Here is a 13,689-nt window from a genome sequence, read left to right on the forward strand (position 1 = left end):
GCCGACGTAGCGATGGCGTCCGAACTCCACTTCCGGGAGACCCAGCGGTTCGGCCAGCCGTGGCTGTGGGCGCTGCTCGCCGCGAGTGCGCTCCCGTCGCTCGTCGGACTCGTGCGGGGAACGCGGTCGCGGCGGACCGTCGTCCGCGAACTGGCGACGGTCGCCGGCGTCGCGCTCCTGTTCGACACGACGCGCCTGACGACCGAGGTGCGCGACGACGGCCTCTATCTCAAGTTCTGGCCGCTCCAGCGGTCGTTCAGGCGGATTCCGTTCGACGAGGTGGCCGGCTTCGAGTCGGCCGGGTACAGCCCGGTCCGGTACGGCGGCTGGGGGCTGCGGTGGACGCCGCGCCGGGTCGCCTACACCGTCAGCGGTCGCAGCGGCGTCATGTTCGAACGCGAGGACGGGCGGTCGGTGTACGTCGGGTCGGACCGTCCCGACGACCTCGTCACGGCCGTCCAGGAAGCGACCGACCGCACGCTGTAACTATATCTCCTCGTACGCGCCGAGTCGCGTCCCGTCGAGCAGGTACGCCTCCCCGTCCGCGAGCGCGTCCGGGAGGAACGGCGCGAGGAACTCCTGGCCCTCGACGTTCACCCACGTGCCGCCCGTGAGGTCGTTGAACGCCGGGAAGACGGTGAGGTCGGCATCCAGCGCCAGGTCGGCGTCCGCTCGTTCGGCGAACGGTGCGGCGTCGAGGCCGCCCCGGAGCCAGACGCGCTCGACGCGACTGCCACCGACGGTGTCCTCCAGTCGCACGCAGGGGTGTTCGTGGCCGGCGCAGACGACGTCGGCCGCCAGCACCTCCCGCGCTGGCCAGGTGTGGCCGTGGACGAACCCCACGTCGCCCAGTCGGACGCCGTCGCCCGGCGTCACATCGCAGTCGACCCACGACTCGACGTCGCCGTCGTGGTTGCCCTTCACCAGCGTCACCGCGGCGTGCTCCTCGACGCGCTCCAGCAGCACCTCGATCTCGCCGCGCTCCGCGCCGCCCGGCCCGGCGATGGACTGCATCAGGTCGCCGAGGAAGACGACGCGGTCGGGCTCGGTGCGGTCGAGCAGCGCCAGCACCTGCTCGCGGCGCTCCTCGGCGCGACTGTCGAGGCTGACGCCCTGCTCCGCGCGGAGCGCCGCCTCGATGCCGGCGTGGAAGTCCGCGATCACCAGCGCGCGCTCGTCACCGAGGTCGGCGGTGGCCGCCGGTTCCCCGGGGACAGGTTCGACGAGCGCCATCAGATGGGCTTGAGCGTGTCCTCGCCGGACTCGTAGCAGCGGCCCGCCATCAGCGCGTCCTGTAGCGCGTCCTCCACCTCGCCGGGCGTCACGTCGTACTCGCTGACGACCGCCGCGAGGAGCGTCTCGCGCTCGACGCCGTCGTCGCCGTTCAGCGACGTCATCGTCTCCATCACCGTGTCTTCGAGGTCGCCGGGGTCTGCTCCGCCGTCGCCGCCAGCGTCACCGCTGGCTGCGTCCTCGTCAACCGCGTCCTCCGCCAGCGAGTCGACGTCGGCCGGTTCGTCGTCGGCGACGGACTCGTCGTCCGTCGCGACGTCCGCGCCGTCTGCGCTCGCCGCCTCGGACGCCGCGTCAGCATCGGCGTCCGCGTCCTCCGGACCTGGCGTCTCGATGCCAGCCTCGCCGGGGCTGTCGACCTCGGTTCCGGTCGAGAACTCGGTGCCGTACTCCTCCTCGATGCGCTCGCGCTCCTCGTCGTCGAACTCGTACATCTCGTCGGTGTCGAAGGAGGCACCTTCCCCGGACGCGTCGTCCGCGGACGCGTCGTCGGCATCGAAATCACCCAGGCCGTCGTCGTCCGCGTCGGCGTCGAAGTCGCCGAGGTCGTCGTTGGCGTCTCCGCCGGCATCGAAGTCACCCAGGTCGTCGCCGGTCTCGTCGGCGTCGAAGTCGCCGAGGTCGTCCTCGCCGAACGTGGTCTCGCCGTCGTCCGCGTCGCTCGCGACGCCGTCGGACTCGGGGGCGGCCGCGACCTCGTCCCCGGCCGCGTCCTCGTCGACGGTCGCGGAGTCGCCCGCGGGGTCGGTCGCGGTCTCGGCGTCGAGTCCGCTTCCCGTTTCGGGCGTCGCTGCGGCCTCGGTAGCGTCCGCTTCCGTCGTGGTGGCGTCGTCCGTTGCCGCTTCGCTCGCGCTGGCGTGGGTGGTGTCGGAGTCAGCGTGGGTGGTGTCGGAGTCAGCGTCGGCGTCGGATGACGCGGAGTCGGTGGCCGCGCTCGCGCCGTCGCCCACCGTGGCGTCGGCGGACCCGGAGTCGCCCGTGACGCCGTCCTCGCCCGCGTCGTCGGACGTACCGAACTCGTCTCCGGTAGTCGGTTCGTCGACCGCGACGGCCTCGCTCTCGACGTCGACGTCGGCGAACTCGCGGGCCGCGGCGAGGGAGACGACGCCGTCGCCGGCGTCGTCGGGCGCGACCGAGAGCGCCCCGACCTCGTCGCGCTCGTCGGCGACGACGCGGGCGGCGTCGAGCGCCACGTCGCGGACGCCGGCGAGGTAGGCGTCGGTCGTGCCGTAGTGGTTCATCGCGAGCGGGACGCCGGCGGCGAGGCCGTCGTCGGCGCCGCCCGCGGCGAGCGCCTGCCGGAGCGCGTCGCCGCGCTCGCCGGACTCCAGCGCCTTCGCGAACGTGCCGACGCGGGCGAGCGTCTGCTCGGCCGTCTGGACCGTCCACCGGTCGCGCGTCTCCGCGTCGACGGCGTTGATGCTCTCCGGCCGGATGGAGGTGTAGACGACGTCGGAGTCGTCGGGCTGGAACGTGCGCGCCTTGCCCGTCACGGCGACGAACGCCGGCGGGTCGGCGCGTTCGAGGAACGCCATCGCGTCGGGCTGGTACTGGCCGGCGTAGACGACGAACCCGCCGGTCGGGTCGACGACGCGGCCGCGCAGCACCTCGTCGCTCACCTGTTCCACCTCCGTGAGGACGCCGACGACGAACAGGCGGTTGATGCGCGCCCCGGTCGGCGTGACGACGTAGTTCGGGGCGCGCTCCTCGTCGCTGTCGGAGTGTTCGAGCGTGGCGTCGTCGTACTCCGCGGCGAAGACGCGCCACGCGACCTCGCGCCGGCCCGCGCCGCCCTGGTTGCTGCTCATGCGTCCACCTCCGAGAGGAGGGCGGTCGCACGGTCGGCCGGGTCGTCGTTTGTCGCCGCGAACTCGGTGGTCTCCAGGTTCGCGCCGTAGTCGTCGACCGAGAGGTTACCGCGGACGCGGTACTCGCGGCCGACGATGGACTCGCGGATGGTGTCGGCGACGACCTCCTGGTCCATCGCGTCGCGGGCCTGTTCGCGGGCCTTCTCCAGGCCGCCGCCGTACACCTCGGCGGTGAGTTCGTCGTCGAGGATGGCGGTGACGGTGCCCGTGCCGTCGTCGACGATGGCCTTCACGCGCAGGTCGTCCTGGCCGTCGACCGCGCCGTGACTGCGGCACTGGCCCTTCTGGATGACGCGCCCGCACTCGGGGCAGCGCTGGATGAGGCCGGAGCCGTCGCGGACGGCGACGACGCTGCCGACGACCTCCACGTCGAACATGCCGCCGGTCTCGACGGCCTCGCGGACGTCCATCCGCGTCGCCGTGTCGCTGACGTCCACCTCGCGGTCGAGCGGCGAGACGGTGGTGAACTCCGAGAAGTTGACCGACGGGACGCCGCGGAACTCGCGGACGTAGACGTTCTCGGCGTGGACCGTCGCGCCCTCGACGAGTTCGTCGCGGGCCTGCCAGTCGGTGAACGGCAGGCGCGCCGTCTCGTCGGCGACGACGCCGCTCTTGATCTCCGTCTCGCCGTCGCGGCCGTCGATGGTCTTCTCCTCCAGTTCGGCGACGACGACGTCGAGCGCGACGCCGCGGTCGCCTGGCCGGAGCTCCGAGAGGTCGGCGTCGCCGCCGACGTCGTACGGCACGTCGAGCGTCTCGTCCTCGCGGGCGACGTTCGTGCTCTCGCCGAGGTTGAGCTCCGGTTCGCCCTCCCACTCGCGGACGCCCGCGTTGCCGGCGGTGATGACCTCGCCGGCCTCCAGGCCGAAGTCGTTCCAGGCGGTGTAGGATATCTTCCCGGTCTCGTCGGCGAGTTCGCCCTCGAAGATGACCTGGTCGTCACCCTGGTAGCGGATGGAGCGCTTGCCGACCGTGAGCACCGTCGCGGTGACGGTGACGTTGCTCGACTCGGGCGTGACGTCGGCCACGTCGACGGTCGACGGTTCGCTGCCGCCGCCACCGCCGCTGCCGTACTTCCGCCGGAGGCTCTGTTTGGCCTCGTCCATCGGGACGCTGTACTCTACGAGGTTCTTCAGGTCGGATTTGACCTCCTCTTTGTCGACGCCGAGGTCGGAGGCGAGTGCCTCGGCATGGTCGTCGAGACTCATCACCCGGAGTTGGGATGGGATGGAATAAAAGTGTTCGTCGTTTCCCGAACGAAACCTGAAGGAGTCGAACTGCGCAGGTGTCCCGCTATCGTGCGGCGTCCCCTCAGCGTTCGATCCGTACCGGCCAGTCGAGGTCGACGCTCACCGACGACCACCGGAACTCGAGGACGACCCAGACGAGGACGGTGAGGACGGCGACGATGGCCGCGAGCAGTTCGCCGAACCCGGCCCACATCGGGACGACGAACGCGACGCCGCTCACCGTCTTGCGCGGGAGGACCGCGTTGGCCGCCCGCTTGTAGAGCCCCGGCTTGCCGACCGTGTCGGTGTCCGACGTGAGATTCGCCGCCACCGCGCTCGGACCGCCGGCGCTCTCGTCGCCCGTGCCGAGGCGTTCGGCCTCGTAGGAGGAGTAGAACGGGATGGACCAGACGACGTCGCCCTGCCTGTCCAGTTCGAACACGCGGTTCCCGTTCGAGTCGGAGACCAGCGTGTGGCCGTTCGGCAGGCGGTCGGCGTCGCGGGGCCACAGCATCTCCCGGTCGCTGTAGGCCCACGTTTTCACCCACTCGCCGTCCTCGCGCTGGTACTCGACGAGGCGGTCGTTCAGCGAGTCGGCGACGATGACCGCAGGACCGCCCTCGTCTGCCGGGATGTAGTCCGGGTTGTGCTGTTCGTAGAGGACGTCGTGGTTGCCCTCTGCGCCGAGCGTCCAGTCTTCCATCAGGCCGCTCTCGTTCAGGAAGACGACCTGGTCCTGGTTGCGCAGGCTGGTCATGTACCGGCCGTCGGGGAGGCGCTCGACGTCGTTCAGGTGCGCCCAGTCGACGGGATAGGGGCCGCCCTCGGTGATGGGGTAGTCGTCGAGGGCGTCCCAGCGCCACGTCGTCACGTCCGTCGTGGTGTTGACGACGTAGACGCCGTCGCGGTGGATGTCCGCGACGAGCAGACGGTCCTCGGAGAGGCGGTCGACGTCGTGCCAGTTCGCGCCGCGGTCCTGCGGGATGATGCGGGAGTGGAACCGGGTCAACTCGCCCGTCGTGAGGTTCACTCGCTCGACGAGCGAGAGGGTGCAGTCGGCGTCACAGGCACTCCCGCGCGCCCCCGTGAGCGCTCGCTCGGCGACGTACTCGACCGTCGCCGAGGTGTTCGGGACGGGGTCGACGTCCATGTACCCGCTGTGCGTGTCGTTGTAGTACAGCACCCGGCCGTCGGGCGAGAACGCGACGAGCGCGGCCGCGTCGCCGTTCATGCCGTGCCCCGCGACGACGGTGACGTTGTCACGCGGCGGGACGACCTGCTCGCGTTCGGAGAACGGGACGTCGGCCTGCTGGCGGTACGTGTCCATCTTCGACGCCGTCTCGGAGGTCGCGTACGCGTACCCCACCACCCCGGCACAGAGCAGCAGGACGGCGACGAAGAGACCGCGGTAGAGTCTGCGGGAGACCATCGTTCGCTGGAACAGAGGGGTGGCGCATAAAAGTCACTCATCCGTGACGCCTTCGGGTGCGAACGCGTCGGCGAGGGTCGCCTGCCGTGCGAAAGAAAGACTTGCCAGCGCCCGAAGGGACGGGTATGGACTACGAGACGCCGCTGTTCTTCCGCGTGATGGGCTACGCGAACGAGGCGGACCGCGACGTCGTCGACATGGTGAGCGGGAACCCCGACTGGGGGTCGCCGCCGGGCATCGCCGAGGGACTGCACGAGTACGCCGACCTCGGCGGGGCGGACTTCCAGTACGCGCCGAGCGAGGGCCTGGCCGAACTCCGGGTCGAGATCGCCGACCGCCGTGACGTCGACCCCGAGCAGGTGGTCGTGACCAACGGCGGCGGCGAGGCCAACTACCTCGCGATGGCCCGCGCGCTGGAGCGGGAGGCAGGCGACGAATTCGTGCTCACCGACCCCGTCTACCCCTACTACCCCGGCAAGACGAAGATGCTCGGCGGGACGGCGCGGTACGTCGCCGCCGAGCACGACGGGTCGCTCGACCCGGCGGCGGTGCGCGAGCAGGCGAGCGACGACACGGCAGCCATCGTCGTCAACACGCCGAACAACCCGACCGGCGCGGTGTACGACGAGGCGACGATGCGCGAACTCGTCGCCATCGCCGAGGAGCACGACGCGCTACTGGTCAGCGACGAGGTGTACGACCACTTCGACTTCTCCGGCGAGTTCACCTCCGCGCTGGCGTTCGACTCCGACCACCGCGTCGTCACCAACGCCTTCTCGAAGTCGCTGGCCATCACCGGGTTCCGCGTCGGCTACGCCGTCTTCCCGCCGGGCCTCGTCGACGTCGCCAAGACCCGCCACATGCTGACGAACGTCGCCACCACGCGACCGGGCCAGTACGCCGTCCTGCACGCGCTCCGCGAGACCGACCCCGACTACTACGTCGCCAACCGCGAGTTGCTCGAATCGCGCGTGGAGACGTTCACCGACGCGCTCGACGCGGCGGGCGCGGACTACACCAGCCCCGACGGCGCCTTCTACGTCATGGCACGGTTCGAGGGCTACCCGGGGACCCTGGCAAACGTCGAGAAACTCATCGACGAGGCCGGCGTCGCCGGCATGCCTGGCGAGGCGTTCGGCACCTCGCGCGAGGACTGGTTCCGGTTCGCGCTCGTGTCGCCGCGCGTCGAGGAGGCCGCCGAGCGCCTGGCCGTCTTCTTCGACTAGCTACTCGCCTGCCGGCGAATCCAGCGCCCGCGCCAGGCCGCCGAGCAGTCCGGCGACGACGGGGATTGCGACGCTCAGCGCGAGGATGCGTCCCATCGCGAGATAGCGCCCGAGGGTCCCGTTCGCGGCCAGCAGTCCCGCGAACGCCAGCCAGCCGAGGACGCCGAAGGCGAGACCGGCGAGGAGCCCCCGCCGCCAGTTCGCCGTCGGGAGGCTGACGAGCGCACCGCCGACGAGGAAGCCGAGCGGGTGGACGGTCGCGAGCGCGAGTCCAGCGACGGCGGCGACCGCGAACGCCGCCGCCCGCCGCCGCGGGTCCGCGCGGACGGCGTCCAGTCGCCCCGTCATCGCGTCCCCTCCTCGAAGGTGACGGTCGTCTCGCCCTGCAACTCCAGCGGCATCGGTCTGTACTCCACGTCGGCCCAGGCGCGCAACTGGTCGCGGTAGTGGTCGGAGAAGTAGTCGCCGGAGTTGCCGCCCGGCAGGACGGCCGCCGACTCGCCGTCCATCGGACAGACCATGCGCCAGCTGCTGCCGACGGCGTCCTCGACGCGGTAGTTGTCGACCGTGTGGCTCGACCCGTCGGTGGGCAGCGCGGGGTAGTTGAGAAAGGACTGGTCGAACGGATGCGTGATGGCGCTCGTGTCGTTGTAGTCGCCGTACGTCTCGTAGCCCTCCGACTCGACGGTCTCGACGGCCGTCCTGAGCGCGTCGACCATCGCCGTCGCGCGGTCGCCGTCGCCGAACCAGCGGCCGCCGTCGAGGTGCGCGACCACCCAGTCGCGGGGGTAGTACTCCTCGTCCAGTCCCGCCGCCTCGAAGGCGTCGCCGAGCGCCTCCTCGCGGAACGCGTCGAACCAGTGGACGAACAGGAGCGCGCCCCGCGAGTCCCGGTCCATCCGGCGGTCCCACGAGGAGAGCGTCTCGACGGCCGACCCCAGGCCGTCGGCGTCGCGCGCGGCGTCGACGAGTTCCGGGACGAGGTCGACCGCGCGGCCGTCCAGCGTGTCGGCCTGCATCTCCTTCACGAACGCAGGGTCGACGGGGTCGTCGCCGCTCACGCGCTCGTCGAGCAGCTCGTAGATGCGCCGCCCGCGGTAGGGACTGGCGTACGCTTCCGCGAGGTAGGGGTCGGCCGTCACGCGCTGGTTCGCGGTGGCGAGGTAGTCGGGGTTGCGGACGTGGGGCTTTGCCTCGAAGGGGACGAACCCCTCCCACGAGGAGACGCCGAACGGCTCGAACCCTCGCCACTCGCCCTCGCCGGCGGAGCCGTCGAAGATGCGGTCGCTGCGGACGCGCTCGCCGTCGACCCGGCGGATCGGGATGCGGCCGGTGACGTAGAAGAGCGTGTTGCCGTCCCGGTCGGCGTACACCAGGTTCTGGGTCGGCAGGTCGAAGTGTCGCGTCGCATCGAGCACGTCGTCCATCCCGTCGCTCGTCGCGTAGCGGTGGACGGCGAGCGTCGTCTCGGTCGCGGTGTGGCCGGTCCAGGCGACGCCCACCCGCTCGCCCTCGCGTTCGAGGTAGGGGCCGTGGACCGTCTTCTTCACCGTCACCTCGCGGTCCTCCCCGTCCGCGACCGCGACGGTCCGCCTCTCAGATTCGAACTCGCGCCACTCGCCGCGGTAGCGGTACCGGTCGCCGTCGGTCTCGTAGCGGTAGCAGTCGAGGACGTCCGCGCCGGTGTTGGTGAACCCCCACGCGCCGGCGTCGTTCTCGCCGATGACGACGAACGGGACGCCCGGGAACGTCACCCCGCGGACGTTCGCGTCTGGGTAGTCGAGGTGCATCTCGTACCAGACCGGCGGCGCCATCAGGGTGAGGTGGGGGTCGTTCGCGACGATGGGCTTGCCGCTCGCGGTGTGCTCGCCCGAGACGACCCAGCTGTTCGAGCCGACGCCGGGGTCGCGCTCGAAGCCGCCCAGCCAGTCGACGAGGCCCGTGCCGACGTCGTTCGGGGGGTTCGACGGGGTGGAACGGTCCCCGACGGTGCTACCGCCGTTGCCGCTGCCGTTTCCGTCGCGGACGATGGGGGCGTCGTGGTCGAGTCGTGCGGGGTACAGCTCCGCTGCAGCCTCCTCACCGAGCGTCTCGGCCGCCGTCGCGCGCCGCAGCGTCCGGAAGCTGCCGGTGAGGTCCCAGGAGATCTGCTTCTCCATCAACAGAGTGTCGGCGGGCGTCCACGGGGCGGGCTCGTACTCCAGCAGGCCGAACTCGACGGGAAGCGACTCGTTCTCCCGGCAGGCGTTCACGCCGTCGGCGAACGCCCGGACGACCGGGGCCGTGTCGGTGTCGGCCAGGTGTTCCCAGGTCGCCTCGGCTGCGCCGGCGAAGTCCATGCGGACGTGGAACTCGTCGGAGTCGAGCGCCGCGTCGCCGACGACCGCCGCAAGCTGGCCGCGCATGAGCCGCCGCTGCAGGTCGAGCTGGAAGAGCCGGTCGCGGGCCTGGGCGTACCCGACAGCGAAGTACGCTGCCCGCTCGTCGTCTGCGGAGACGTGCGGGACGCCGTGGTCGTCGTACCGCAGTTCGGCGGGGCCGTGGCGACTCTCGACCGTCCGGTCCGTGCGGTCGGTGGCGGACGCCCACGCCGACCCCGACAGCGGCGCGAACCGCCGGAGGTAGCTCCGGACCGGCGAGAGGGTGCTGCCGGCGGCGACGCCCCCGAGGATCGCGCCGACCAGCGCCCGTCGTTTGGTATCGATGGCCATACCTGGGCCTGTGCGGAGTCCGACGTAAAACCGTTGGAACCGCCGACGGGTTTGGTCGCGTTTCACCTCCGGGCGTGGCGGTCACCGCGGTCAGTCGCTCACCGACCCCGCCAGCGACTCACTTCCAGGGGTTGTCGACCAGGTCCGCGTGCACCGCCGTGCCCACCTCGACGCGACAGGACGAGTGCGGTTCGGCGACGCAGAGCAGGACGTACCCGTCCGCGCGGTGGCGCTCCTTCAGCGCCCGGGGCGGCCGTGCGTGGTCGAGGTCGCCCGCCAGCAGTCGCCCGGTACATGTCCCGCACGCGCCGGTGCGGCAGCCGAACGGCAGGCCGACGTCGGCCCGCTCGGCCGCTTCGAGCACCGTCTCGTCGTCGCGGGCGCGGACGGTTTCTTCGCGCCCGTCGCGCCAGACGAGGTCGACGCGGTGGGCGTCGCCGTCGACGCGGTGGGTGGCCTCGCCGTCGCTCACTGCCAGACGTCGCTGGTGCAGTCGCCGTCCGGCCAGCGAATCTCGTGGGCGCGGGCGGGGCCCTCGGGCATCTCGCCGAAGTCCACGAGGAAGTCCTCGTCCAGCGTCATCGTCCCCTTCCGCGGGTCGACGTCCGCCTTCAGCATCACCGAGCCGCGTTCGCCCTCCTCCGGGAAGAACTGGTTGTCCCACGTCGAGAACAGCGACGTGGTCCAGTAGAGGCGCTCGCCGTCGATGCTGAGCTGGAGCATCTGCGGGCCGGCGACGACGGGCCGGTCGTCCTCGCCGGTCGGGTGCCGCGGTCCGAACAGCCCGCCCGCCCACAGTCGGTCGGCCAGCCGCGGGTTCGACGGGTCGCTCACGTCGTACATCCGGACGTCGCCGTGCAGCCAGTTCGAGAAGAACAGGTACCGGTCGTCCATCGACACGAGGATGTCGGTCACGAGCCCCGGAACCGGCATGTCCCAGTCCTCGTGCTCGCGGCTCTCGACGTCGATGGCCTTCTCGGCGTGCCACTCGCCGTCGTCGCCCTCGTAGAAGTGGAAGATGTTCGACGACAGCGCCGCGCCGACGTACCCGTGGACGGATTCGGGGCTGTGGAGGAACCGGACTTCGAGCGGGATGAGTCCCTCCTCGCCGAGGTCGATGGACTGCTCGACGGTGCCGTTCTCCCAGTCCCAGACGTGGATGTGACGACCGTAGTTGCCCTTCTCGACGTCCTCCATGTCGAAGCCGGGATAGTACGTCTTCGGCGCGGCCCACTCGCTCGACACCATCACGTTGTGGCGTGGCTGGTACCAGTAGTCGTAGTTCATCTCGATCTCGCCCGGCGGGTCCCAGCGTCCCTCGATCTCGAAGTCGTCGTTCAGTTCGAGGAAGCCGCCCGGCAGGTCGCCGTCGGCGTCGCCGAGCATCGAGACGAGTATCTCGCCGTCCGGGATGCAGTGGACGGTGTGGGGCGCGCTCAGGTCGTACTCGTACACCTCCTCCGGCTCGATTACCTTCACTATCTCCGGGTTGCGCCGGTCCTTCGTGTCGATGACGTGGAGTCGCGAGGACCGCTGACCCGGGACGACGAGGTGGCGCCGCTCCAGCCCCTCGACGTGGCATGACGACGAGCAGGCGTTCCAGCCGAAGTGGTGCAGTTCGTCGCCCTTGTTCGGCATCTCGACGCGGTCGACCACCTCGCAGTAGGTGTCCGAGTCGGGGTCGACGTCGACGACGGAGAGGAAGTCCGGCGCGTCGACGTCCGTTCCCACGTACAGCGACGGGACGTAGGCGACGGTCTCGCGCTCGGCCTCCTCGATCGCGGCCTGCGGCGTCGCGTACCCCGGCCCCTCGACGTCGTGGTGATGTTCGTGATGTTCGTGTGCTGCTGCTTCGCCTGGTGATTCGGTATCGCTCATGGTCTCCCCCCGGGACGTGGTACGCTACCAATCACCGTGACCGGGAACGTACCGGCAATATTTTCCTGTTATTGGTGAGGCTCCCCTCGATGGACGGGCGGAATCGGACGGACGGCCGACGGAGACGTCGCTGTCGACCGTGATGACCGCAAAAACGATGAAAGCGCGAACTACCTTACTCGTACAGCCACTGCTCGTCGACGCGCTCGTAGTCGAGCAGTTCGTCGTCGTCGAAGAACAGCGCAATCTCGCGCTCGTTCGCGCCGGGGTCCTCGTGGTCGGAGCCGTGGATGACGTTCCGACCGAGGTCGAGGCCGTAGTCGCCGCGGATGGTGCCGGGCGCGGATTCGGCGGGGTCGGTCTCGCCCATCATCTTGCGGACCTGGCGGGTCGCGTCCTGGCCCTCCCAGACCATGGCGAAGACCGGACCGGACGTGATGAAGTCGACGAGGCCGTCGAAGAACGGCTTGTCCTCGTGCTCGCCGTAGTGCTCCTCGGCGAGGTCCTGGTCGATCTGCATGAACTTCCCGCCGACCATCTTGAGGCCGCGTTCCTCGAGGCGGGAGACGATCTCACCGATGAGACCGCGCTGGACGCCGTCGGGCTTGACCATGACGAAGGTGCGCTCGGCGTCCGCCATCACCGGCTCGCCTCCTCGCTGCTCTCCTCTTCGGTCCACTCCAGGTCGCGCGGCTCGCGACCCAGGTCGGCGTTCTTCTCGCACTTCGAGGAGCAGTAGTGGATGGTCGTTCCGTCCGTGCGGACGAACATCGTGCCCGTGCCGGGCTCGATGTCCTCGCCGCAGTAGTCACACTCTCGGGTCTGTGGCATTATTGTCCTCCGATGGAGTCGGCTTCGCGTGCAGTTTCGCGCAGCTGTAGCACGTCGCCCTCGCGGACGGGGCCGAGGCAGTTGCGCGTGATGATGCGCCCCTGGTTCTCGCCCGTTCGGATGCGGCACTTGACCTGCATGGCCTCGCCGTGCATCCCCGTCTTGCCGACGACTTCGATGACCTCGGCGGGCGTGGAGTCTTCCTCGTTGGTCTCTTCAGCACTCATCTTCGGTCACCTCAGCGAAGTTCCTCGACTTTGCTGGCGACGTCGTCGACGTCCTCGCTGGCCTCGCCAGCGTCGACGACCGCCGCGGCGGCGCTGCCGACTTCCAGTCCGGCGGCGTGACCCACGTCGTCCTGCGTGTCGACGAAGACGAACGGGATGCCCTTCTCGTCGGCCAGCTCGGGGAGGTGCATCACGATCTCCTCCGGCTGGACGTCCTCGGCGATGTAGACGAGGTCGGCGTTGCCACGCTCGACCGCCTTGGTCGTCTCGTTGGTTCCTTTCTTCACGGTACCGGTGTCTCGGGCGACCTCCAGCGCGTCGAGCGCGCTGTCCTGGAGGTCGGCTGGGACGTCGAAGTTTACGTAGACTGGCATGGTTGTTCACCTCCCCACGCGTCGGCTCAGGCTCCCCTGCCGTGCTAGTCCTGAGCGGCTAGGAGCATCATCAACCGCGCGCAGGTCGTACACATCAGTAGATGGTTCCCCCATAAAAGCGCTTTCAAATGGGCGACAGACTGCGAACGGACCACACACCGCTTCCGTCAGGAGGTCACGGCAGATTCCCTCCGCCGTCCCCTATACAAAAATACAGCTGGCCGCTGGACCACGCGTCGGCGGGCACACGCCGCTGGCGACAGGTCGCGAACCGTCCGTCCCCGTCGGCCGCTGGGACGCGAACGGCCCGTCGTTGCGACCGCGTCGGTCGTCAAGCCACTCCAGCGACCAGGCGTGGACGCCGACTACGTACTGGGGTCGTTACCGTAGTACAGCAGCAGCGCACCGACCCCCGCTACGATGGCGACGATCAACGTCCAGAGCGGCGACAGGATCGAGTTTGCGACGTCGGCGACGTCGAGGAGGTACAGCAGCCCCATGACGACGAACCCGGCCACCGCGAACCATCCTAGCGACCCGATCTGGTCTTCCTCTCGTTGCGTTTCCATCTCGGCCGTTCTGGTGCTCGGCCATGTGCGCAGGTCGGAGAGCGCTTTCGTTAA

At 69.9% G+C, this 13,689-nt stretch carries 15 protein-coding genes; 2 read left to right on the plus strand and 13 right to left on the minus strand.

The genetic code is table 11. From position 1 onward, the window contains the following. The first annotated feature begins 12 nt into the window (after nucleotides 1-12). Complete coding sequence (locus tag NKT36_RS14785) at nucleotides 13-486, plus strand: DUF6141 family protein (protein ID WP_327051827.1); 474 nt, start codon at nucleotides 13-15, stop codon at nucleotides 484-486. On the opposite strand, the gene NKT36_RS14790 is transcribed toward NKT36_RS14785, so the two are convergent. The 4 genes from NKT36_RS14790 to NKT36_RS14805 all read right to left on the minus strand — a co-directional run bounded on the left by NKT36_RS14790 (nucleotide 487) and on the right by NKT36_RS14805 (nucleotide 5,819). Then, a complete protein-coding gene (locus tag NKT36_RS14790) occupies nucleotides 487-1,233 on the minus strand; it encodes a metallophosphoesterase (protein ID WP_327051828.1) in 747 nt (248 codons plus the stop codon). Continuing rightward, nucleotides 1,233-3,101 (minus strand): hypothetical protein, encoded by a 1,869-nt coding sequence (locus NKT36_RS14795; RefSeq protein ID WP_327051829.1) that lies wholly within the window; start codon nucleotides 3,099-3,101, stop codon nucleotides 1,233-1,235. The genes NKT36_RS14790 and NKT36_RS14795 overlap by 1 nt, the downstream gene beginning before the upstream one ends. Further along, the gene (locus NKT36_RS14800; protein ID WP_327051830.1) at nucleotides 3,098-4,369 is read right to left on the minus strand and encodes a Single-stranded DNA binding protein; all 1,272 of its coding nucleotides are present in this window, start codon (nucleotides 4,367-4,369) and stop codon (nucleotides 3,098-3,100) included. The genes NKT36_RS14795 and NKT36_RS14800 overlap by 4 nt, the downstream gene beginning before the upstream one ends. Before the next feature lie 103 nt (nucleotides 4,370-4,472). Further along, the gene (locus NKT36_RS14805) at nucleotides 4,473-5,819 is read right to left on the minus strand and encodes an aryl-sulfate sulfotransferase (RefSeq protein ID WP_327051831.1); all 1,347 of its coding nucleotides are present in this window, start codon (nucleotides 5,817-5,819) and stop codon (nucleotides 4,473-4,475) included. A gap of 125 nt (nucleotides 5,820-5,944) precedes the next feature. On the opposite strand from NKT36_RS14805, the gene NKT36_RS14810 reads away from it, so the two are divergent. Further along, a complete protein-coding gene (locus NKT36_RS14810) occupies nucleotides 5,945-7,045 on the plus strand; it encodes a pyridoxal phosphate-dependent aminotransferase (protein WP_327051832.1) in 1,101 nt (366 codons plus the stop codon). Here NKT36_RS14810 and NKT36_RS14815 read toward each other — a convergent pair whose 3' ends face one another. From NKT36_RS14815 to NKT36_RS14855, 9 genes are all read right to left on the minus strand, one after another. Next, on the minus strand, nucleotides 7,046-7,393 hold the full coding sequence (locus NKT36_RS14815; protein ID WP_327051833.1) for a hypothetical protein: 348 nt from the start codon (nucleotides 7,391-7,393) through the stop codon (nucleotides 7,046-7,048). Continuing rightward, a complete protein-coding gene (locus NKT36_RS14820) occupies nucleotides 7,390-9,756 on the minus strand; it encodes a penicillin acylase family protein (protein ID WP_327051834.1) in 2,367 nt (788 codons plus the stop codon). The genes NKT36_RS14815 and NKT36_RS14820 overlap by 4 nt, the downstream gene beginning before the upstream one ends. Before the next feature lie 118 nt (nucleotides 9,757-9,874). Then, nucleotides 9,875-10,234 (minus strand): 2Fe-2S iron-sulfur cluster-binding protein, encoded by a 360-nt coding sequence (locus NKT36_RS14825; RefSeq protein WP_407652220.1) that lies wholly within the window; start codon nucleotides 10,232-10,234, stop codon nucleotides 9,875-9,877. Continuing rightward, nucleotides 10,225-11,634 carry a selenium-binding family protein gene (locus tag NKT36_RS14830; RefSeq protein ID WP_327051836.1) on the minus strand — a complete coding sequence of 470 codons (1,410 nt, stop codon included), beginning with the start codon at nucleotides 11,632-11,634 and terminating at the stop codon, nucleotides 10,225-10,227. Before NKT36_RS14830 ends, NKT36_RS14825 begins: the two co-directional genes overlap by 10 nt. A gap of 175 nt (nucleotides 11,635-11,809) precedes the next feature. Then, complete coding sequence (ndk, locus tag NKT36_RS14835; protein ID WP_327051837.1) at nucleotides 11,810-12,274, minus strand: nucleoside-diphosphate kinase; 465 nt, start codon at nucleotides 12,272-12,274, stop codon at nucleotides 11,810-11,812. Continuing rightward, nucleotides 12,274-12,465: a 50S ribosomal protein L24e gene (locus tag NKT36_RS14840; RefSeq protein ID WP_327051838.1), complete on the minus strand. Its 192-nt coding sequence runs from the start codon at nucleotides 12,463-12,465 to the stop codon at nucleotides 12,274-12,276. Before NKT36_RS14840 ends, ndk begins: the two co-directional genes overlap by 1 nt. Continuing rightward, complete coding sequence (locus tag NKT36_RS14845; RefSeq protein ID WP_327051839.1) at nucleotides 12,465-12,692, minus strand: 30S ribosomal protein S28e; 228 nt, start codon at nucleotides 12,690-12,692, stop codon at nucleotides 12,465-12,467. Before NKT36_RS14845 ends, NKT36_RS14840 begins: the two co-directional genes overlap by 1 nt. A gap of 11 nt (nucleotides 12,693-12,703) precedes the next feature. Further along, complete coding sequence (rpl7ae, locus tag NKT36_RS14850) at nucleotides 12,704-13,066, minus strand: 50S ribosomal protein L7Ae (RefSeq protein ID WP_327051840.1); 363 nt, start codon at nucleotides 13,064-13,066, stop codon at nucleotides 12,704-12,706. Between the two features lie 365 nt (nucleotides 13,067-13,431). Further along, nucleotides 13,432-13,635: a hypothetical protein gene (locus NKT36_RS14855; RefSeq protein ID WP_327051841.1), complete on the minus strand. Its 204-nt coding sequence runs from the start codon at nucleotides 13,633-13,635 to the stop codon at nucleotides 13,432-13,434. Nucleotides 13,636-13,689 lie beyond the last annotated feature (54 nt).

Source organism: Halomicrococcus gelatinilyticus (assembly GCA_024227995.1).
Lineage (GTDB): Archaea > Halobacteriota > Halobacteria > Halobacteriales > Haladaptataceae > Halomicrococcus > Halomicrococcus gelatinilyticus.